This is a genomic window from Thauera carbonicopians (assembly GCF_025699485.1).
Taxonomy (GTDB): domain Bacteria; phylum Pseudomonadota; class Gammaproteobacteria; order Burkholderiales; family Rhodocyclaceae; genus Thauera.
In genome coordinates this window covers 460177-479851 of the sequence record NZ_JANUXN010000001.1, presented here as the reverse complement: position 1 = coordinate 479851, position 19675 = coordinate 460177, and the positions used below count along the sequence as shown (strand labels likewise).

Genomic DNA, 19675 nt, shown 5'->3' with positions numbered 1-19675 from the left:
GCGCCACTAGGAAAGTGATGTAAGCAAGTCGAGGCCGGCCCCGCCGGCCTCGATTCTATTTCCCAACCATCCTCCTGTCAGGGAAATTCCGATGTTCCATCGCTTCAAGGCCCTGGGGTTCGCCCTGGCGGCCGCTTTCGTGCTGCCCGCCTGGGCGGATGACGACGATACCCGCTTTCTGCTCGAGCAGACCCAGCGCGCTGCGGGGCAGCAGTCGCAGGCCGAGGAGGCGCTGGCCGCGCCGCCGGGCTCGCTGCTGTACGAGGGCAAGGTGTACGAAGTCGGCAATACGCTGGAAGAACTGGAGCCGGCCATCTACGTGGCCATCAACACCGGGCAATGGTCGCATCTGCCGGATTTCATCTCCCGCTACCGCCTGCTGCGCGGGCACCGCCCGGCCCTGGTGGCGATGGCCGACAGCCTGCTGGCGCGCTTCCGGGGCGATTATCCGACGGCGGTGCGCCGCATGCAGGACTCCAGCGCGCTGGAGCCCGACGATGCCCGCATCCGCCTCGAACTGGCGCGGCTGTGGTTCGAGGACAATCAGGACAAGCGGGCGCAGGCAGGCTTTGCCCGCGCGCTCGAAGCCGGTCTGCCGCCCGATGCTCAGGCGATGGTGCAGCAATACCATCAGGCCCTGGACATCCGCGCCGGCTGGCATGGCACCGCAGCAGTGGGCTGGGGCTACAACGACAACATCAACCAGGCCAACGGCCACCGAAGCTGCGAAAGCTACATTCCGATATGGAACGTCTGCGCCTTCGAGCGGGTGATGCCGGAGGCCATCGGTTCGCAGATGGTGAATTACGAGCTGTCCATGCAGCGCCGCTTCAACCTGCGGGGCAATCACAATCTGCATGTGCGTCCGCTCAGCTATGGCAACTACTACTCGCGCGCCAATCCTTCGGACACGGCCAGGATCGAGGACTACAGCACCAACCTGGCGATCCTGCAGGCGGGCTACCAGTATCTGGACGCGCGCGACAACGTCACGCTGACGCCTTACCTGGAGCACTACTACCGCAACCGCCATGGTGAATATCTGGCGCACGGCCTGCAACTGGAGTGGCGCCATGCGCTGAGCCCGCGATGGCAGGTGGGCACCAGCCTGGATGCCAAGCGCTACGAGTACACGTCGCGAGGACAACTGGCCGGCGCGGACTACAAGCAGTACCAGTGGGGTGTGAGCGCGAGCTTTTCGCCGCAGCCGGCGACTGCGCTCTATGGCGGGCTGGACCTGACACGAAAGAAATACGAGGTGGCGCAGGCCAGCAGCAAGGACTGGGCGCTGCGCGCCGGCATCTACCACCAGTTTGCCGGCGAGGCGGGCCTGTTCATGAACGTGCTGGGCATCTACCGCGCGCTGCGCAACGACGCCTTCGACGGCTTTCTCGGCGAGCGGCGGTACGACAAGCAGCAGGTCTACATCGTCAGCTTGGGCGCCAACGGCTGGAAGGTCGCCGGGCTGGTGCCCGAGCTGCGGCTGCGCCACAGCATCAACCGCAGCAACCTGGACTGGGCCTTCGGTTTCCGCCAGACCGAAGCCAGCCTGATGCTGCGACACAACTTCTGACGCCGCCACCGTGAATTGAGCGCAGGCAGGTCGGCAAGCGGCCGCCAGATTCATCCACGCGCCGCCTCCGGCGTCATCCCCGGCTGGAAATCGCGCGTCCTGCCGCGATCAGCAGCGACAGCATGTTCTCCTTGTCTTCCTCGCCCTTCCATTGCGGGCGGGCGATGCCGATGTTGATCGCGCCGACGACCTTGTTGCTCGAATCGGTGATGGCGACGCCCAGCGCGATGTCGCCGAGGTACATCTCGTCTTCCACGTGGGAATAGCCCAGGTCGCGGATGGTGTCGAGCCGGGCCAGGATCTGCTCGCGGTCATTGACCGTGTGGCGGGTGTACTTGATGAGCTGGGAGCGGTCCAGGATGGCCTCGGCCTCGTGACGGGGAAGCGCGGCCAGCATGGCCAGGCCCGACGAGGTGCAGTAGGCGGGCAGGCGCGTGCCCATGATGATTTCCGGCGACAGCACGTAGCGGCTCACGATGCGCTGCAGATAGACGATGTCGGTGCCGTCCAGGATGGTCAGGTTGACCGCCGCCTCGGTTTCCATGGCCAGGTGCTGGAGGTAGGGCATGGCCCGGCTGACCAGGTCGTTCGACGATATGTACTGGTGCGCCATTCTCAGGATGCCGGGCGACAGTTCGTACGACTTGCTGCGGGGATCCTTTCTGAGCAGGTTGAGCGTGACCAGCGTGTGCGTGAAGCGCTGGACCGAGCTCATGTCCATGCCCGACTGCGCGACGATCTGGGTGAGCGTGAGCTGCCTGCGGCTGGGGCCGAAGACGGCCAGGATCTGGAAGGCTTTCTCCACCGAGTTTACGAAGAGCGGCGACGACCGCGGGTCGCCGCTCTTGCTGCGCTTTTCCTCGGCGCCGGCGGCAGGGTCGAAGAGCGTGGGGGGAGGGGAGGAAGGCTTTCTTGGCATGGGCTCGGATCGGGCGTTCTTTCTTGGTGCGTATCTTATTGCATAAAAATAAATAAATCTTGCCTTTGCACCATGAGCAGGCACGGTCGAGCTGCAACTCACCTCTCAGGTGCATCGGTCACCTGGCGAACCAGGGCCCCGACCCCTGAAAACGGGGTTTTCAAGCCGATTCAAGGCCTGGCACAGCTCGTGCTAAGGATGTCCTGTTCCATCGGAAAATTCAGTATTGTTTTAGTGAATAGAAATAAATTAGCGGATTTCCTGGCTACGGAGATGCCTCCGAGATGCCTGTCAGGCGCGAAGTGAGGCGATGTTTTCCTGTTTTGCGCACCGTTCGTTAGGGTATTCACTTATTTTCTATCTCCATTACACAGATTTATATTTTATAAAAATACAGTTCTATCGGCGCAACGGAGAAGCAAACATGAGTACCTATCAATTCATCGAAACCGAGCAACACGACAACATCGGGCTGGTCCGGCTCAATCGTCCAGAGAAGCTCAATGCCTGGAACGGCGCCATGCGCGCCGAGATCATGCAGGCGCTGCGCGCCTTCAATGCCGACGCGGCCACCCGCGCCATCATCATGACCGGTGCCGGCGACCGTGCCTTCTGCGCCGGCCAGGACCTGGAGGAGGCCCAGCATTTCGACGAGACCGACTCCGAAGCCTGGATCCGTACCTGGGAGGAGTACTACGACACCCTGCGCAGCCTGGACAAGCCGCTGATCATGGCGCTCAACGGCACCGCCGCCGGCTCGGCCTTCCAGGTGGCGCTGCTGGGCGACGTGCGCGTCGGCCACCCCGGCGTCAAGATGGGCCAGCCCGAGATCAATTCCGGCATCGCCAGCGTTACCGGCCCCTGGATCATGAACCTGGTCCTGGGCATGTCGCGCACCATCGAGCTGACCCTCACCGGCCGCCTGATGGATGCCGAGGAATGCCGCCACATCGGCATCCTGCACCATCTGGTGCCGCAGGATCAGGTGATGACCCGTGCCTTCGAAGTGGCGCGCGAGCTGGCTGCCAAGCCGCCCGTCACGATGCGTCTGGACAAGCAGCGCTTCCGCGAGATGAGCGAGGCGAGCTTCCGCGAGACCATCGACGCCGCGATCCGCATCCACGCCGATGCCTACAGGTCCGGCGAGCCGCAGCAGATGATGGCCGCCTTCCTGGCCAAGCGCCAAAAGTAATCCTCCGGACCCGCCGCCGATCCCGCCCCCTGGCGGGGCGGCGGTACAACCAGCGGCGGCCCGCGGGCCGCCACGCCGTCCCCGATCCCCGGACGTCTTGCGTCGATAGGAGTACGCCATGAGCAAAATTCTCAACAGCAGTGATCGTCGTCGATTCCTGAAAGCCACCGCAGGTGGCCTGGTGCTGGCCCAGGTCGCGCCGCTCGCCTTCGCGCAAGGCAAGCAGCAGATCGTCGTATCGGACCCGGGCGGTCCGTACACCGCCGCCTATCGCCGCGCCTTCTACGATCCGTTCGAGAAGGCCACGGGCATCAGGGTCGTCAACGTCGCCCGCGAAGCCCAGCCCACCGCCCAGATCGGCGCCATCGTCAAGTCGAAGAACTACATCTGGGACGTGACCACGCTGACGCTGTCGGCCGACATCCCCTATCTGGAAGCGAACAACCTGCTCGAGCCCATCGGCCTGACGAATGCCGAGTTTCCCGAGCTGATGCCGGATGCGATCACCCCCAACTGGCTGGGCGTGGATGTGTACGCCACGATCATGGCCTATCGCACCGACAAGTATGGCGACGACGGCCCCAAGAACTGGGCCGATTTCTGGAACGTCGAGAAATTCCCCGGCCGCCGCAGCCTGCGCCGCAATCCGATCGACACCCTCGAGCAGGCGCTGATGGCCGACGGGGTGCCGGCCAGCGAGCTGTATCCGCTCGACGTGGACCGCGCCTTCCGCAGCCTGGAAAAGATCAAGCGGCACATCAGCATCTGGTGGACCTCGGGCGCGCAGGCCATGCAGATCATCCAGAACGGCGACGTGGACATGGTGGCCACCTGGAACGGCCGTGCCCAGACTGCCATCGACAATGGCGCACCGGTCAGGATCGTCTGGAACGAAGGCCTCTACGCGATCGAAGGCTGGGGCATCCCCCGCGGCACGCCGCGCGCGGAGCTGGCCAAGCAGTTCGTGCGCTTCTGCGCCGATGCGCGGCGCCAGGCCGAGTTCACGTCCGACCTGCCGTATGGCCCGACCAACACCAAGTCGATGGAATTCATCGATCCCCAGCGCGCCACGGTGCTGCCCAGCGCGCCGGACAACATCAAGGGCATGGTGTCGCCCAGCCCGCAGTGGTGGGCCGAGAACCGCCAGGCGGTGACCGAGCGCTTCAACAACTTCCTGATTTCCTGAGCGCGGGGTCTTTGCCATGTTCAAGCTTGAAACCACCGGCCTGGCCAAGCGCTACGGCGACTTCGACGCGCTGCTGCCGACCGACCTGCAGGTGCGTGCAGGCGAGTTCCTGACCTTGCTCGGGCCGTCCGGCTCGGGCAAGACCACGCTGCTGATGATGATCGCCGGACTGGTCGCCCCGTCCGGCGGCAAGCTGCTCATCGACGGCAAGGATGCCACCTACGCGCCGCCGGGCGAGCGCGGCATCGGCATGGTGTTCCAGAGCTATGCGCTGTTCCCGCACATGACGGTGCGCGACAACGTGGCCTACGGGCTGCGCATGCGCAAGGTGCCCGAACGCGAACTGGCCGGGCAGGTGGAGAACGCGCTGGGCATGGTGAAGATGAAGGAGTACGGGCACCGCTATCCCAAGGAGTTGTCCGGCGGGCAGCAGCAACGCGTGGCGCTGGCCCGCTGCTTCGCCTACAACCCCTCGGTGGTGCTGCTCGACGAGCCGCTGGGCGCGCTCGACAAGAAGCTGCGCGAACACATGCAGCTGGAGATCCGCCGCCTGCATCAGGAACTGGGCTCCACCTTCATCTACGTCACGCACGACCAGGAAGAGGCGCTGACCATGAGCGACCGGATCTGCCTGATGAACCACGCGCGCATCGAGCAGCTCGGCACGCCGATGGACCTGTACGACCAGCCGAAGACGCGCTTCGCGGCGGACTTTATCGGCCAGTCCAACCTGATCGACGGCCACATGCAGGCCGCCGGGCAGTTCCAGGTCGGCCAGGCCACGATTCCCGTCCATCCGCAGGACGACGCGCCTGCCGCCGGCAGCGAAGCCACGCTGATGGTGCGCCCGGAGGCGGTCGAGCTGGTGTCGCCGGGGCAGGGCTGGCTTTCGGGCACGGTCAGCGAGGCGGTGTTCCTGGGCAGCGAAGTGCGTGCCGTGGTGACGCTGGAACAGGCCGATGATGCGGCGACCTCCGCGGCCTTCATCGCCCGCTGCGGCCGCGAGCGCCAGCTGGCGCTGGGCGACCGGGTGGGGCTGCACTGGGACCTGGCGCGTTCGCGCGTGCTGCGCGCCTGAGCGCGGCAAGGAGACTCGCATGCAGACGACCACATTGCCGCCGGCCGCCGCGCCGGCCTCGCCGCAGCGCCAGTTCGCCCGGATCTGGCTGCCTGCCGTTCCCGCCATCGCCTTCCTGGCGGTGTTCTTCCTGATTCCGGTCCTGCAGATCCTGTGGGGCGGCTTCGTCGCCGACGAGGGCGGCTTCGACGTGTCGCCGTTCGAGCGGCTGGTGTCCGCGCCGGTGTACGTCAAGGTGCTGTGGACGACTTTCGGCATTTCATTCGCCACCGCTTTCCTGTCGGTGGCCCTCGGCTATCCGCTGGCCTACCTGCTCAGCATGCTGAGCGAGCGCCGCCGCAACCGCTGGGTGCTGTGGATCCTGCTGCCGTTCTGGACCAGCTATCTGGTCAAGACCTATGCCTGGATGCTGCTGATGTCCAAGACCGGCCTGCTGACCACGGTGGCGACACTGCTGGGCCTGATCGACGGCAACGATACGCTGGCGCCCTCGATGCTGGGCGTGCTGGTCGGCATGGTGCATGCCATGCTGCCGCTGGCCGTGCTCACCATCCTGCCGACCATGCAGGGCATCAACCGGCAGTTGAGCAGCGCGGCGGAAATCCTCGGCGCCGGCCGTGCCACCAACTTCCTGACGGTGTTCTTCCCGCTGTCGCTGCCCGGCGTGGCGGCCGCCGGCCTGCTGGTGTTCATCACCTGCCTGGGCTTCTTCATCGTGCCCGCGCTGCTGGGCACGCCGCGCGAATCGATGATCGCGCAGATGGTCATTTCCTCGGTGCTGGAGCTGCTCGACATGCGCATGGCCGGGGCGCTGTCCATCCTGATCCTGGTGTGCTCGATCATCGTGTTCTACGTATATGACCGGCTGGCCGGGCTGACCTCGCTGGCCGGCGAGACCAGCCAGAACGGCGGCGGCGGGGCAGGCTGGTTCTCGCGGCTGGGTTATGCGCTGGGCGGGCTGATCGACCGGGCCTTCGCCGCGCGCAGCATCCGCGCGCAGAAGGCCGGTGTGCTGGTGGGCTACTGCCTGGCGGTGGTGGGCTTCCTGGTGCTGCCGATCCTGATCGTCATTCCCATCGCCTTCAGCAAGACCGCGGTGGTGGCGTTCCCGCCCGAGCTCTTCAGCCTGCGCTGGTTCCAGGACTTCCTGGAATCGCCGGTCTGGCATGCCGCGATGGTGCGTTCGCTGAGCGTGGGCGCGGTCACCGCGGTACTGGCCGTGGTCCTGGGCTTCGGCGCCACCTATACGCTGACCAAGGTGTCCTCGCGCTGGGTCAAGCCCTTGTTCGCGCTGTACGTGGCGCCGCTGATCGTGCCCCGCATCGTCGTCGCCATCGGCCTGCTGTACCTGTTCGCCAGCCTGGGCCTGACCGGCAGCGACGTGGCGCTGGTGATCGGCCACACCGTGCTGGCCATCCCCTACGTGGTCGTGACGCTGGCGGCCGGCTTCCGGCAGTTCGACTGGCGGCTGGACGATGCGGCGCGCATTCTGGGCGCTTCCGGCTTCGCCCGCCTGCGCACCGTACTGCTGCCGCTGCTGGCCGGCAGCATCACCTCGGCGCTGCTGTTCGCCTTCATCGTCTCATTCGACGACCTGACCATCGCCATCTTCGTCAGCGGCGGCGTCAACACCACCTTGCCCAAGCAGATGTGGGACGACATCCAGCTCGCGGTATCGCCCACGCTGGCGGCGGTCTCCACGCTCATGATTCTGCTGATCACGCTGATCATCTTCCTGTCCTCGTACATCAAATCCAAAGGTAGCCGGTGATGACCCGACTTCAATATCTACCCCAGCGCATCGACAACGACCGGTTCGACGTCGCGCCGCTGCTTTACGCAGGCTTGCTGAGCGACGATCCGCATACCGTCATCGATTTCCAGGGACAGCAGCTGTCGCCCCAGGCCTTGCGCCAGGATGTCGCCGCCTTCCAGGCCTGGCTGGCGGCCGAAGGCCTGGAGAAGGGCGATCGCGTGGCGGTCATGCTCGGCAACTCGGTGCAGCACATCGCGCTGATCTACGCCATCGTGCTGTCCGGGCTGGTGTGGGTGCCGATCAACACCAAGCTGCGCGGAATGGGGCTGAAATACATCCTCGAGCATTCCGAGCCGACGCTGCTGATGCTCGACGACGAGTTCGCGCCGCTGTTCGAGGGAGCCGAGGCGCCCGGCGGGCGTCTCGAAGGCAATGCACGGGTGGTCAATGTCGCAGACCAGGACTGGCGCGTGTCCAGCCGCGGCGACGCCGTCCCGCCCGGCGAACTGACGCACACGCCCTGCGAAGTCGGCGACACCCTGTGCCTGATCTACACCTCGGGCACCACCGGTGCGCCCAAGGGCGTGGTGTTCACCCATCGCATGATGCGGATCGCCACCGAGGCGGCGATCCGCGTGGCCGACATCAAGGCGGGCGATCGCGCCTTCCTGTGGGAGCCGCTGTGCCACATCGGCGGCGCCCAGATGCTGCTGATGCCCTTCCTCGAGAAGGTCACGCTGCTGGTGGTCGAGCGTTTCTCCGCCAGCCGTTTCTGGAGCCAGTGGCAGGAATCCCGCGCCACCCATCTGCACTACCTGGGCGGGGTGCTGGACATCCTGATGCAACTGCCCGAGGACGCGAAGCCGGCCGATGTGCACATCCCCGTCGCGTGGGGCGCGGGCGTGTCGGCGAGCAACTGGCAGCCCATCCGCGACCGGCTGGGGTGCGAGCTGCGCGAGTGCTACGGCATGACCGAAGGCTCCAGCTTCGCCACGCTCAACGAGACCGGCAAGCCGGGCTCCATCGGCCGCCCCTTGCCGTGGATCACGCTCAGCCTGCTCGACGACAACGACCAGCCGGTGCCGGTGGGCGCGGCGGGCCAGATCGTGGTGGAGAGCAGTCTGGAGGGCACGCTGCTGCCGGGCTACTGGAAGAACCCCGAGGCGACCGCCAAGGCGCTGCGCAACGGCAGGCTCTATACCGGCGACATGGCCCGCCAGGATGCCGACGGCGACCTGTTCTTCATCGGCCGCGCATCGGACAGCATGCGCGTGCGCGGCGAGAACGTGTCGGCCTGGGAGGTCGAGCGGGTGTTCGCCGACCACCCCTGCATCGAGATGTCGGCCGCGATGGGCGTCAAGAGCGCCATCGGCGAGCAGGAGATCTTCCTGTACGTGAAGTTCAACGAAGGCCAATCGGTCGATTGGGCCGAACTGGTCGAATGGGCCAGGCCGCGCCTGGCGGCCTTCCAGCTGCCGCGCTACTTCATGAAGATCGACCGCTTCGATCTCACGCCCAGCCAGCGCATCCAGAAGCACAAGCTGTCGCCCGATACGGGCACGGCGTGGGACAGGGCAGCGAAATAGTTTTCCGCCCATCGCGCCGGACCTGATGTCCGGCGCAATCGCCGTCCGTTCTTCCCGCTTCCTTCCCGCAACCACTTCGCCCTCCCGAACCGCCGCGACATGAAGGCGCCCAGGTGGCGAGGCTTCTGCCAATTCCGCGCCGATCGGCGGCGGCCGGCTGGCAAGGCCGTCGGCGGAACGCAATGCTAGCGGGAATGCACCCCCAGCCGCGTGACGGCGACAGGCTCCTGCGCGGCGACCGACAGCTCCGCGAGGATGCCGCACTGATCCACGGTGCTCGGGCTGCAGCAGCGCCGGCGCAACTCACGCAGTTGCTTCTCCAGTGCGCGCAATTCCCTGATCCGCGCCGAGACATGCCCGATGTGGGCGTCGATGAGCGCATTGACGTTGGCGCAGTTTTCCGCGCCGCCATCCTTGACGCCCAGCAGCACACGGATTTCATCGAGCGACATGTCCAGGCTGCGGCAATGGCGGATGAACTGCAGCCGCTCCAGGTGGGGCGGCTCGTAGCGCCTGAAATTCCCTTCCGTGCGCGCGGGCTCGGGGAGCAGCCCTTCGCGCTCGTAGTAGCGGATGGTCTCCACCGGCGTACCGGATGAGGCCGCAAGCTCGCCGATCTTCATGACGTTCTCCAGAAATCCACTGTTGGATTATAGGGCTTGACTCTTTAGTTGCTACAGGGTTTCCAATAGCTGTCATCGAAACGGCTGGATCAGTTCGCCATGACCACTTCAGATTCGAAATACGCTTCGGGCGCACAGGCTGGAAATGCCGGCGACGCGTGTTGTGAACGACCCATGCTGCGTCCTTCCACGCCTTCCGCCTCACAGGACACCTGCTGCGGTTCTTCGGCCGGTGGCCACGCTGGCGAGGCACCTGCCAGGCTGCGTGCCCGGCAGGAGTCGGCTTGCTGCACCGGCACCGCAGCGGCCACGGTTTCCTCGACAGCCGATCACTGCCCGGACGATCACTGCTGCGCAGCGCCTGGCATCACCGTCGCTGCGCCTGCCATGGATGACGCCCAGGGGATGCAGCTGCTGCGCATTCCGGCGATGGACTGCGCCGTCGAGGAGGGGCAGATCCGGCGTGCGCTGGAAGGCATGCCGGACATCGCCCGCCTGCGCTTCGACCTGCCTGCCCGGGTGCTGGCCGTCGACGCGCCCGCCGGGACGATGGCGACCATCGTGGCCGCGATCGAGCGCTTGGGCTTCAAGGTGGAAACCCTGGCGGCACCGCCACGTGCGGAGGACGTCGCCGGACGCCAGCGCACCGAGCTGCAGCGCCTGCTGGCTGCGCTCGCCGTGGCGCTTGCCGCCGAGATGTTCCATTTTTTCGCGCCCGAGACGCTGGTCTGGAAGCTGGCCGGCATGGGCGTCGCGGCCGCGGCCATCGCCCTGGCCGGCACGGAGGTCTTCCGCAAGGGCCTGTCGTCGCTGCTGCACTGGCAGTTGAACATCAACGCGCTGATGAGCGTGGCCATCATCGGTGCCTTCCTGATCGGCCAGTGGCCCGAAGCCGCGATGGTCATGGCCTTGTACTCGCTGGCCGAGCTCATCGAGGCGCGTTCGGTCGAGCGCGCGCGCAACGCCATCGCCGGCCTGCTCGCGCTGTCGCCGCCGCAGACGGAAGTGCGCCAGCCCGACGGCAGCTGGATGCTGGTGGATGCGAAGGCCGTGGCGGTCGGCGCGACCGCGCGCGTCAAGCCGGGGGAGCGTTTCGCGCTGGACGGCCGCGTGCTCGCCGGACGCAGCGCGGTGGACCAGTCCCCCGTCACCGGCGAGAGCATCCCGGTGGACAAGGAGGCCGGCGACGAGGTTTTTGCCGGCACCATCAACCAGAGCGGCGCGCTGGAATTCGAAGTCACCAAGCCGGCCGCCGACACGGTGCTGGCGCGCATCATCCACGCGGTCGAGGAGGCCCAGGGCCAGCGGGCCCCCACCCAGCGCATCGTCGATCGCTTTGCCGCCGTCTATACCCCGGCGGTGTTCGTGATGGCCCTGGCGGTGGCCGTCGGCACGCCGCTCATGCTGGGCTGGCCCTGGCTGGAGGCGATCTACAAGGCGCTGGTGCTGCTGGTCATCGCCTGCCCCTGCGCGCTCGTGATCTCGACGCCGGTGACGGTGGTCAGCGGACTGGCGGCTGCAGCGCGCAGGGGCATCCTGATCAAGGGCGGCGTCCATCTGGAGCAGGCCCGCAAGCTGCAGGTCATCGCCCTGGACAAGACCGGCACGCTGACCGAAGGCCGGCCCGCGCTGGTGGCGCATCGAGTCCTGTCCGACAGCTTGCCCGAGCAGCAGGTGCTGCGCATCGCCGCGAGCCTGGCCGCTCGTTCCGATCATCCCGTGTCCAAGGCGATCGCGACCGGCCTGGGCACCGAGCCACTGAGCGTCGGCGACTTCGGCGCCGAGCCGGGACGCGGCGTATGCGGTGTGGTGGATGGCCGGGAGTACGTGCTCGGCAACCATCGCTGGATTCACGAGCGGGGCCTGTGTTCGCCGGAACTGGAAGCACTGATGCAGGCGCAGGAGGCCCAGGGCCGCACGCTGTCGCTGCTCGCCAGCGGCGACGATGCCCTGGCGCTGTTCGCGGTGGCCGATACGACGCGGGAAACGAGCCGCCAGGCGATCGAGGACTTGCATGCCCTGGGGGTGCGTTCGCTGATGCTCACCGGCGACAACCCTTCGACGGCGCAGGCCATCGCACGCCAGGTCGGCATCGACGAGGTACGAGCCAACCTGCTGCCGCAGGACAAGCAGCAGATCGTGGCGCAGTTGAGCGCCGGCGAGACCGTCGGCATGGTCGGCGATGGCGTGAACGATTCGCCGAGCCTGGCGGTCGCCGCCGTGGGCTTCTCCATGGGGGCCGCAGGCACCGACACGGCCAAGGAGGCCGCCGACGTGCTCATCATGAACGACGATCTCCGCAAGGTGCCCGAGACCATCCGGCTGTCGCGCAAGACCCACGCGGTACTGTGGCAGAACATCGTGCTTGCGCTCGGGATCAAGGCCGTGTTCTTCGTGCTGGCCATCTTCGGCAATGCGACGATGTGGATGGCCGTGTTCGCCGACATGGGCGCCAGCCTGCTGGTGGTGTTCAACGGCCTGCGCCTGCTGAGGGGCGTGCATGCCGAGGAGGGCAGTACGCAATACAAGCTGCGAGAGCGGTTCGATGCACGATAAATCAAGGACGTGGTGGTGGCTGATGGCCGCCTGGGCCGTCGCGCTGACCGCGACACTGGGCGCCCTGTTCATCGGCGAAGTGATGGGCATGACGCCCTGCGTGCTGTGCTGGTACCAGCGCATCGCCATGTTCCCGCTGGCCATCATCCTCGGCATCGCCGTGTTCGCCGGGGATCGGCGCGGTGCGGTGTATGCGATGCCTTTTGCCCTGGCCGGCGCCGCCCTGGCGGCCTGGCAAAGCGCGCTGATTGCCGGCTGGGTGCCGCAGTGGTGGGTCCCCTGCGGCACCGGCCCCTCATGCAGCCGGCAGGCGCTGGTCATCCTCGGCGACATCCAGATTCCCTGGCTGTCGCTGGCCGCCTTCCTCGCAATCGCCGTTTCGCTGACGGTTCATCTACAAAGGACGCGCCCGTGAATGCAAGAAAACTGGTGGCACTCGGTGTGCTGCTCATCCTCGGCCTGGCTTTCTACTTCGGCATGGGGGCTTACCGCGACCAGACACAGGCCGAACAGGATGCGCGCGTCGGCGCGGAAAAAAGCCGCCTCATCAGAATGCATACGCCGATCATCGGGCCGCGGAGCGCGCCGGTCACCATCGTCGAGTTCTTCGATCCCGCCTGCGAGACCTGCCGCGCCTTCTACCCGATCGTCAAGCAGATCATGGCCCAATACCCGGACAAGGTACGGCTCGCGCTGCGTTATGCGCCTTTCCACCACGGTTCGGACCAGGTCGTGAAGTTGCTGGAAGCCGCGCGCAAGCAGGGCCTCTACATCCCGGTGCTCGAAGCGCTGCTGGCGGCGCAGCCGGAGTGGGCCGACCACGCCAGGCCCGACATCGGCGTCGCCTTCGAGGCTGCGGCGCGGGCCGGCCTGGACATGGAGCGGGCGCGGCAGGACATGGAAACCCCGGAGATCCAGGCCGTGCTCGCGCAGGACGTCGAGGATCTGAACGCGCTGCAGGTCAGCAAGACGCCGACCTTCTTCGTGAATGGACGCAGCCTGCCCAGCTTCGGCCCGGAGCAGCTTGCACGGCTGGTGGCCGAGGAGGTCGCGAAGCTTCAGCCTTGAGCCGACCGTTCAGGCACCCTGGCCATGCCGGGGCGCCTGGCTGCGATCTCCACGGGATTCTTCCGCCTGGGCAGGGAACCTGAAACCAATCGTCGTCGAGCCTGCAACAGAGCGGGCGAACGGCGAGCCGCCGTGCATGCGTGCGATCGCGGCAACGATCGACAGACCGAGCCCATGGCTGTTTCCGCCATGCTCGCGGGCCTGATCGGCACGGTAGAAGCGCTCGAAGATGCGGGGGATGTGCTCGGCGGGAATCCTCGGGCCGCTGTTGGTGACGGAGAGCTGGACGTTTCCCGCGAGATCCGTGGCGATGTCGATATCGACCGTGCTTCCGTGCCGGGCGAACCGGGTCGCGTTGGCGAGCAGGTTCGACAAGGCCTGGCGCAGCAGCGCCGTATCGAAGGTGCCGGCAGCGTCGCCACGTACGCGAGCACGGATGCCTGCTTCAAGTAGCGCAGCCTCGTGGAAGTCGACGACATCGGTCGCCAGGGCGGCGAGGCTCTCTATCGGACTGCGACGGGCACGCTCCCCCCGGTCCGCGCGCGACAGGAACAGCATGTCGTTGACGAGGCTCGCGAGCCGATGGAGGTCTTCGAGATTGGAGGCGAGCACCTCCTTCAGTTCTTCGGTGCTGCGCTTGCGGTTCAGTGCAAGCTCGGTTTCACCGATCAGGATGGCCAGCGGGGTGCGCAGTTCATGGGCGACATCGGCGTTGAATCCCTCCAGTTGCCGATAAGCCCCATCCAGGCGGGAAAGGAGCGCATTGAACTGGGTGACCAGGGGCTGCAGTTCTTCCACCTGAGCGGAGCCGTCGAGCGGCCGTCCCACGTTCTCCGGGGCGAGCGCGGCAGTCTGGCGGGCGAGGTCATGAACGGAAAGCAAGGCCTGCCGCACGAGCCATGCACCACCCGCGGAGATGAGCAGCGCGCCGACGAGCGCACTTGCCAGCAGGGTCCAGGCCAACTGATTCAGCAAACGGGTGTCGGCGCTGACGTCGAGCGTCAACTCTGCTTTCAGCGTGGACGTCGGCAGCCACGGCGCAGGCATTTCGAATGCGAACCGGTGCAGATCCTTGCCTGCATTCCGGACAGGGCGCATCAGGTACACCGGCGTACCGGTTTCGTCGGCCAGGCTCAGGCCGATATCGACATGCCCCACGAAGAAATCGTCGAGCTTGTGGCGCAGACTGGGGAGATCGTCGAGGCTCGCCATCTCGTCGACGAGATGGCGGACCAGCTCCTGTTTGTGCTGGAGCTCCTCGGCCTGCCTGGCGGATATGCTGAAGCTGCTGGCGTTGTAGACGAGGAGGCAGACGAGCCCGAGGCCAGCGAAGCTCTGTACCGCCAGCCAGGACGACAGCCAGCGGCCGAGGGAGCGCCGGGGGAGCATGCTCAGGCGCTCCGGTCTTCGAGGACGTAACCCATGCCTCGCACCGTATGCAGCAGCTTGAGCTCGAAGGGGTCGTCGATCTTGCCGCGCAAGCGGCGTACCGCCACTTCGACGACGTTGGTGTTGCTGTCGAAATTCATGTCCCACACCTGTTCGGCCAGCGCCGTGCGCGATATCACCTGGCCGGTATGGCGCAGCAGCAGGGTCAACAACACGAATTCCTTGGCGGTCAGATCGATCCGCTGTCCGCTGCGCGATGCCTTGCGCCGCACGAGATCCAGCTCCAGGTCGGCCAGTTCGAGCGTCGTCGGATCCTGTGCAGCCGGCGAAATCGCGCTGCGCCGCAGCAGGGCCTGCACACGAGCGAGCAATTCGGACAGGGCGAAGGGTTTGACGAGATAGTCGTCGGCACCGGCCTGCAGGCCGTGCACGCGGTCTTCGACCTTGTCGCGCGCGGTGAGCATCAGTACCGGGACGCGTTTCTCGCGGCGCAAGGCGGCCAGGAGACCGAAGCCATCCAGGCCGGGAAGCATGACGTCGAGCACGACGAGATCGTAATGGCCATCGAGCGCAAGGTAGCGCCCCTCGATGCCGTCGAGCGCGACGTCGACGATGTAGCTGCTTTCGGTGAGTGCCTTGCGCAGGTATTCGGCGAGCTTGGGCTCGTCTTCGACAACCAGGATCTTCATGCACCGATTATCGCGGAGCATGCAGCCGTTCGTGATTACGAATTCGTAATCGGGCTGTTCGCGTTTCGACGTGGACGCTTCCCTACAGTACGACCCGTGTCCAGCGCATGGCATTCGAGACCGCCAGGCCGGCGACGCACATTTCATATCGAAGAAAGGAGCCCCGTCATGTCCAAAGCCCGAACATCCACTCTCGTATCGCTGCTGGCTGCCGCCTGCCTGCTGCCCGGAACTGCGCTGGCGGATTCCGACTGGCATGTCGTCAATGGCGAGCATGTGTTCGTCAATCACGTGAAGAGCACCAAGACCCGCGCAGACGTAATGCGCGAGCTGGAGCAGGCGAAGGCCGACGGGAGCTATCTCTACGTCTCGCGTGGCCTCCCGGTGCCGTCCCGTCATGCCGGTCCGGGGAAGACGCGCCAGGAAGTGCTCGACGAACTGAAGAGCATTCCGCCGTCCGAGCGTGTGAAACTGAGAGGCATCTACGTCGGTTCCTGAGTGCCGTAGCCCGGTTTCGACAAGCGCGGAGCCGGGTCGCGGAAACGTGCCGGGCCTTGCCGGCGACCCGTAATGACTACGCTGACAACTCAGTTTTTTGTTTCTGTCCCTGCCGCTACAATCCGCCACCATGCGCCGCTGGCTTTCCATCCTTTTCCTGCTCGTACTGCCGCTCCAGTTCAGCTGGGCCGCGGCCAGTGCGTATTGCCAGCACGAAACCGGCGCAGCGGCCAGCCATCTCGGGCATCACGCCCATCCCCATCAGGCGGACTCCGCCAGCACCGCCGACGGCGAGAGCAGCGGGGTCGCCCCCGACTGCAGCTTCTGCCATGCGCTCAGTTGCATGACGGTCCCATCAGCCGATGTGGGCGTCGTGCCTGCCAGCATCGTCGCCGTGCTCCCCGGCGGGGAGTTGCGAACCTGGCTGCCCGCCGGGCTCTTCTCCGAGCCTGAACGCCCCAAGTGGTCCCGCTCTGCCTGATCGGCAGGGCATCCCTTTTTCCTCGATCCCGTGCTTCGACCGTCGTGGACGGTGGTGCCGCGCGTCCGTCGCGGCCCGCATGATCGTGCCTTGCCGATTTTCCGTACCTCGTCCCTTGCGGAGAATTGGATGCTTCAAATCAAACGTATCGATTGGATCGCGGGGCTCTTGCTGAGCCTCGCCGCCGGCGGCGCCTGGAGCCAGGCGCCGCTGACACTGGAACGGGCTTTCGAAGCCGCCTGGGCGCGGCAGCCCGAAGCGCAGTCGTTCGACGCCGTGCAGGCGGCGGCACGCGCACGGCGGGAGAGCGCGGACAACTGGCTGGCCGAGCCGCCGGCGCTGGAAGTTGCGGGCAAGACGGATCGCTTCGACGGCAATCACGGTAGCCGCGAATACGAGATCGGCATCGCCATGCCGATCTGGCTGCCGGGCGAACGCGGCAGAATGGCCGGCCTCGCCGCGGCGGAGCTGAGTGCCGGCGAGAGCCGCAGCCACGCAGCCCGCCTGCGCACGGCGGCCGAGGTCAGGGAAGCGTACTGGGCGTGGCAATGCGCCGTGGTCGAGGCCGAACTGGGCCGGAAACGGCTGGACAGCGCGCGTGAGCTGGCCGCGGATGTGGCACGCCGCGTCAAGGCAGGTGAACTGGCGCGCGCCGACCAGCACCAGGCAGACGGTGCGGTGGCGGCGGCCGAAGCGACGGCGGCGGAGGCCGGCAGTGCGCAAGCCGAGGCGATCCGGCAGTTGCGTGCGCTGACCGGGATCACGCCGACGCTGGATGCGGGCCACATGCCGCAGCCGGAGGCCGACCCGGGCCCGGCCGCAGTCGACGGAATGGCCGAAGCCGCGCATCCGGTCGTGGCCGAGCTGAGGGACAAGGCCGAAGTCGCGCGACGCGCCATGCAGCTGGCCAACATCCAGGGGCGTGCGAACCCGGAGCTGAGCCTGACGACCACCCGCGAACGGGGCGCAGCAGGCGAAGACTGGGAGCAGACCGTGACGCTCGCCGTAAGCATTCCGTTCGGCGGCGGCTCGCGCCATCGTGCGCGTGTCGCCGAAGCCAGTGTCGCAGCGATCGAAGCCGAAGCCCAGCTTTTGATCGAGCGCGAGCGTGTGCTCGCCGACCTCGATCTGGCGCAGGTACGCGTCGCATCGGCGCGCACGCAACTGACGGCCGCCGAGCGGCGCGCCCGGCTTGCCGGCGAGTCCCGCGGCTTCTTCCAGAACGCCTTCCGCCTGGGCGAGGCCGACCTGCCGACCCGGCTGCGCATCGAGCTGGAAGCGGACGAAGCCGAACGCCAGCTCGCCCGCGCCCGCATTGATCTGGCTGCCGCCATTTCCACCCAGCGCCAGGCCCTCGGTCTGCTGCCCCGATAAACGACAGGAATTCCCCACATGAAGATCGTCCATACCCTGGCGGCCTGGAGCATGGCTGCCGCGTTGGCGGGTTTTGCCGCCCCCGTCCTGGCCGGCCCCGGACACGACCATGACCACGGCGACGAGCCGGCCCGGATGTCCGGCCCGGCGCTGCCGCGCTTCACCGCCGTTTCCGAGCTGTTCGAACTGGTCGGCGTGGTCGACGGCAGGAACCTCACCCTCTACCTGGACCATTTCGCCGACAACGCTCCGGTGCTGGAGGCAACGCTGGAACTGGAGATCGACGGCGCGCCCGTCCCCCTCGAAACCCGCCCGGACGGGACTTTCGCAGCCGTGCTGGCCGAGCCGCCGGCGCCGGGCGTGCTGCCCGTGACCGCGATGGTGGTCGCCGGCGACGAGGCCGACCTGCTGGCCGGAGAGCTCGACATCCACGACGACGAGGAAGCACACGGCGTGGAGACCGCGGCAGACATGACCCGCTACGCCGGCTGGCTGGTGGCCGGCCTGCTGGCGCTCGGCGGCGTGACCCGGGCAGCGCTGCGCAAGGATGCTGTGGCCAAGCGTTCCGCCGGAGGTGCGGCATGAAGGCGAAGATCCTGATCGCGATGCTGAGCCTGGCGCTGGCCGGTGCGTCGTCGAACGCCCTGGCGGGCCCCGGCCACGACCACGGCGACGAAGGCCCGGTGCAGGCCAGCGGCAATGGCCCGCGGCGGCTGCCGGACGGCAGCGTCTTTCTGCCCAAGCCTGCACAGCGCCAGATCGGCGTCCTCACGCAGCTGACGGAAGCCGGAGAGCTGCCACGCTCGATCGCGCTCGCGGGCCGCGTCGTCATGGACCCGAATGCCGGCGGCCGGGTGCAGGCGATGCTGGCCGGCCGCCTGGAAGCAGGGCCGAAAGGGCTGCCCAGCGTCGGCCAAGCAGTGAAGAAGGGAGACGTCCTCGCCTACGTGCTGCCGTCGGCAGGGCAGATCGAACGTTCGAACCAGCTTGCGCAGCTGGCCGAGCTGCAATCGGCCAGGACACTTGCGCAGAAGCGCGCCGAACGGCTGCAAGCCCTGGCCGATACGGTTCCGCGCAAGGACATCGAAGCCGCCGAAAGTGAGCTCGCCAGCCTCGGCGCCCGCATGGCGGTATTGAATGCCGGACTCAGCAATCGCGACGTGCTGGCCGCGCCGGTTTCGGGGGTGCTGGCATCGAGCAGCGCGGTGGCCGGCCAGGTCGTCGATGCGCGCGAACTCATCTTCGAAATCGTCGATCCGCAACGCCTGCACGTCGAGGCGCTGGCCTACGACGCCGAACTGGCCGGGGACGTCGCGGGTGCGAGCCTCGCCGCCGGCGAACGGCGCGTGCCGCTGTCGTTCATCGGTGCCGCCCGCAGCCTGCGCGAACAGGCCTTGCCGCTGCGCTTCGCGGTCGCTGACGGAGCCGCGCATGCGCTGACGGTCGGCCAGCCGGTCGAAGTCATCGTGCAGACGCGCAGCACCCAGTACGGCGTGAGCGTGCCGGCGGCCTCGGTGCTGAAGAACCCGGCGAACCAGGCCATCGTGTGGGTCAAGACCGCGCCCGAGCGCTTCGAGCCGCGCACCGTGACCATCGCGCCGCTCGACGGCGCGAACGTCGCGGTGACCTCGGGCCTCGCTGCCGGCGAGCGCGTCGCCACGCGCGCGGCCACGCTGATCAACCAGATTCGCTGACGGAGCGTCCGCA

18 protein-coding genes are annotated in these 19675 nt (G+C 66.8%); 14 read left to right on the top strand and 4 right to left on the bottom strand.

Annotated elements, in window-relative coordinates; genetic code table 11:
* Positions 1-91 precede the first annotated feature (91 nt).
* The gene (locus NX068_RS02360; protein WP_263459685.1) at positions 92-1573 is read left to right on the top strand and encodes a porin family protein; all 1482 of its coding nucleotides are present in this window, start codon (positions 92-94) and stop codon (positions 1571-1573) included.
* Positions 1574-1646: 73 nt separating this feature from the next.
* Here NX068_RS02360 and NX068_RS02355 read toward each other — a convergent pair whose 3' ends face one another.
* Complete coding sequence (locus tag NX068_RS02355; protein ID WP_263459684.1) at positions 1647-2492, bottom strand: IclR family transcriptional regulator; 846 nt, start codon at positions 2490-2492, stop codon at positions 1647-1649.
* Positions 2493-2916: 424 nt separating this feature from the next.
* Between NX068_RS02355 and NX068_RS02350 the strand changes: the two genes are divergently transcribed.
* From NX068_RS02350 to NX068_RS02330, 5 genes are all read left to right on the top strand, one after another.
* Positions 2917-3684: an enoyl-CoA hydratase/isomerase family protein gene (locus tag NX068_RS02350; RefSeq protein WP_263459683.1), complete on the top strand. Its 768-nt coding sequence runs from the start codon at positions 2917-2919 to the stop codon at positions 3682-3684.
* 118 nt (positions 3685-3802) lie between these two features.
* The gene (locus NX068_RS02345) at positions 3803-4870 is read left to right on the top strand and encodes an ABC transporter substrate-binding protein (protein WP_263459682.1); all 1068 of its coding nucleotides are present in this window, start codon (positions 3803-3805) and stop codon (positions 4868-4870) included.
* Positions 4871-4886: 16 nt separating this feature from the next.
* Positions 4887-5948: an ABC transporter ATP-binding protein gene (locus NX068_RS02340; protein ID WP_263459681.1), complete on the top strand. Its 1062-nt coding sequence runs from the start codon at positions 4887-4889 to the stop codon at positions 5946-5948.
* A 19-nt stretch (positions 5949-5967) separates the two neighbouring features.
* Positions 5968-7719, top strand: a complete 1752-nt coding sequence (locus NX068_RS02335; protein WP_263459680.1) for an ABC transporter permease subunit — start codon at positions 5968-5970, stop codon at positions 7717-7719.
* Positions 7719-9290: an AMP-binding protein gene (locus NX068_RS02330; RefSeq protein ID WP_263459679.1), complete on the top strand. Its 1572-nt coding sequence runs from the start codon at positions 7719-7721 to the stop codon at positions 9288-9290. Before NX068_RS02335 ends, NX068_RS02330 begins: the two co-directional genes overlap by 1 nt.
* A 185-nt stretch (positions 9291-9475) precedes the next feature.
* On the opposite strand, the gene cadR is transcribed toward NX068_RS02330, so the two are convergent.
* Positions 9476-9913 carry a Cd(II)/Pb(II)-responsive transcriptional regulator gene (cadR, locus tag NX068_RS02325; RefSeq protein WP_263459678.1) on the bottom strand — a complete coding sequence of 146 codons (438 nt, stop codon included), beginning with the start codon at positions 9911-9913 and terminating at the stop codon, positions 9476-9478.
* Positions 9914-10300: 387 nt separating this feature from the next.
* On the opposite strand from cadR, the gene NX068_RS02320 reads away from it, so the two are divergent.
* The 3 genes from NX068_RS02320 to NX068_RS02310 are packed head-to-tail and all read left to right on the top strand — an operon-like array spanning position 10301 to position 13537.
* Positions 10301-12469 (top strand): heavy metal translocating P-type ATPase, encoded by a 2169-nt coding sequence (locus NX068_RS02320; RefSeq protein ID WP_263459677.1) that lies wholly within the window; start codon positions 10301-10303, stop codon positions 12467-12469.
* Positions 12459-12884: a disulfide bond formation protein B gene (locus NX068_RS02315; RefSeq protein WP_263459676.1), complete on the top strand. Its 426-nt coding sequence runs from the start codon at positions 12459-12461 to the stop codon at positions 12882-12884. Before NX068_RS02320 ends, NX068_RS02315 begins: the two co-directional genes overlap by 11 nt.
* Entirely contained in the window at positions 12881-13537 is a 657-nt protein-coding gene (locus tag NX068_RS02310; RefSeq protein ID WP_263459675.1) for a DsbA family protein, read from the top strand. Before NX068_RS02315 ends, NX068_RS02310 begins: the two co-directional genes overlap by 4 nt.
* A gap of 9 nt (positions 13538-13546) precedes the next feature.
* Here NX068_RS02310 and NX068_RS02305 read toward each other — a convergent pair whose 3' ends face one another.
* Positions 13547-14926 (bottom strand): heavy metal sensor histidine kinase, encoded by a 1380-nt coding sequence (locus NX068_RS02305; protein ID WP_263459674.1) that lies wholly within the window; start codon positions 14924-14926, stop codon positions 13547-13549.
* 2 nt (positions 14927-14928) lie between these two features.
* A complete protein-coding gene (locus tag NX068_RS02300; RefSeq protein ID WP_263459673.1) occupies positions 14929-15615 on the bottom strand; it encodes a heavy metal response regulator transcription factor in 687 nt (228 codons plus the stop codon).
* A gap of 168 nt (positions 15616-15783) precedes the next feature.
* Here NX068_RS02300 and NX068_RS02295 point away from each other — a divergent pair, with 168 nt between their 5' ends.
* The 5 genes from NX068_RS02295 (at position 15784) to NX068_RS02275 (ending at position 19662) form a co-directional block, all read left to right on the top strand.
* Positions 15784-16113 (top strand): DUF4148 domain-containing protein, encoded by a 330-nt coding sequence (locus NX068_RS02295; RefSeq protein WP_263459672.1) that lies wholly within the window; start codon positions 15784-15786, stop codon positions 16111-16113.
* A gap of 130 nt (positions 16114-16243) precedes the next feature.
* On the top strand, positions 16244-16594 hold the full coding sequence (locus NX068_RS02290) for a hypothetical protein (protein ID WP_263459730.1): 351 nt from the start codon (positions 16244-16246) through the stop codon (positions 16592-16594).
* A gap of 129 nt (positions 16595-16723) precedes the next feature.
* Complete coding sequence (locus NX068_RS02285; RefSeq protein WP_263459671.1) at positions 16724-17968, top strand: TolC family protein; 1245 nt, start codon at positions 16724-16726, stop codon at positions 17966-17968.
* 18 nt (positions 17969-17986) lie between these two features.
* On the top strand, positions 17987-18553 hold the full coding sequence (locus tag NX068_RS02280; protein ID WP_263459670.1) for a hypothetical protein: 567 nt from the start codon (positions 17987-17989) through the stop codon (positions 18551-18553).
* The gene (locus NX068_RS02275) at positions 18550-19662 is read left to right on the top strand and encodes an efflux RND transporter periplasmic adaptor subunit (RefSeq protein WP_263459669.1); all 1113 of its coding nucleotides are present in this window, start codon (positions 18550-18552) and stop codon (positions 19660-19662) included. Before NX068_RS02280 ends, NX068_RS02275 begins: the two co-directional genes overlap by 4 nt.
* Positions 19663-19675: the final 13 nt, after the last annotated feature.

Coding starts and splice junctions, on each gene's coding strand:
- NX068_RS02360 (WP_263459685.1), top strand. CDS start 92: ATGTTCCATCGCTTCAAGGCCCTGGGGTTCGCCCTGGCGGCCGCTTTC.
- NX068_RS02355 (WP_263459684.1), bottom strand. CDS start 2,492: ATGCCAAGAAAGCCTTCCTCCCCTCCCCCCACGCTCTTCGACCCTGCC.
- NX068_RS02350 (WP_263459683.1), top strand. CDS start 2,917: ATGAGTACCTATCAATTCATCGAAACCGAGCAACACGACAACATCGGG.
- NX068_RS02345 (WP_263459682.1), top strand. CDS start 3,803: ATGAGCAAAATTCTCAACAGCAGTGATCGTCGTCGATTCCTGAAAGCC.
- NX068_RS02340 (WP_263459681.1), top strand. CDS start 4,887: ATGTTCAAGCTTGAAACCACCGGCCTGGCCAAGCGCTACGGCGACTTC.
- NX068_RS02335 (WP_263459680.1), top strand. CDS start 5,968: ATGCAGACGACCACATTGCCGCCGGCCGCCGCGCCGGCCTCGCCGCAG.
- NX068_RS02330 (WP_263459679.1), top strand. CDS start 7,719: ATGACCCGACTTCAATATCTACCCCAGCGCATCGACAACGACCGGTTC.
- cadR (WP_263459678.1), bottom strand. CDS start 9,913: ATGAAGATCGGCGAGCTTGCGGCCTCATCCGGTACGCCGGTGGAGACC.
- NX068_RS02320 (WP_263459677.1), top strand. CDS start 10,301: ATGGATGACGCCCAGGGGATGCAGCTGCTGCGCATTCCGGCGATGGAC.
- NX068_RS02315 (WP_263459676.1), top strand. CDS start 12,459: ATGCACGATAAATCAAGGACGTGGTGGTGGCTGATGGCCGCCTGGGCC.
- NX068_RS02305 (WP_263459674.1), bottom strand. CDS start 14,926: ATGCTCCCCCGGCGCTCCCTCGGCCGCTGGCTGTCGTCCTGGCTGGCG.
- NX068_RS02300 (WP_263459673.1), bottom strand. CDS start 15,615: ATGAAGATCCTGGTTGTCGAAGACGAGCCCAAGCTCGCCGAATACCTG.
- NX068_RS02295 (WP_263459672.1), top strand. CDS start 15,784: ATGTCCAAAGCCCGAACATCCACTCTCGTATCGCTGCTGGCTGCCGCC.
- NX068_RS02290 (WP_263459730.1), top strand. CDS start 16,244: ATGCGCCGCTGGCTTTCCATCCTTTTCCTGCTCGTACTGCCGCTCCAG.
- NX068_RS02285 (WP_263459671.1), top strand. CDS start 16,724: ATGCTTCAAATCAAACGTATCGATTGGATCGCGGGGCTCTTGCTGAGC.
- NX068_RS02280 (WP_263459670.1), top strand. CDS start 17,987: ATGAAGATCGTCCATACCCTGGCGGCCTGGAGCATGGCTGCCGCGTTG.
- NX068_RS02275 (WP_263459669.1), top strand. CDS start 18,550: ATGAAGGCGAAGATCCTGATCGCGATGCTGAGCCTGGCGCTGGCCGGT.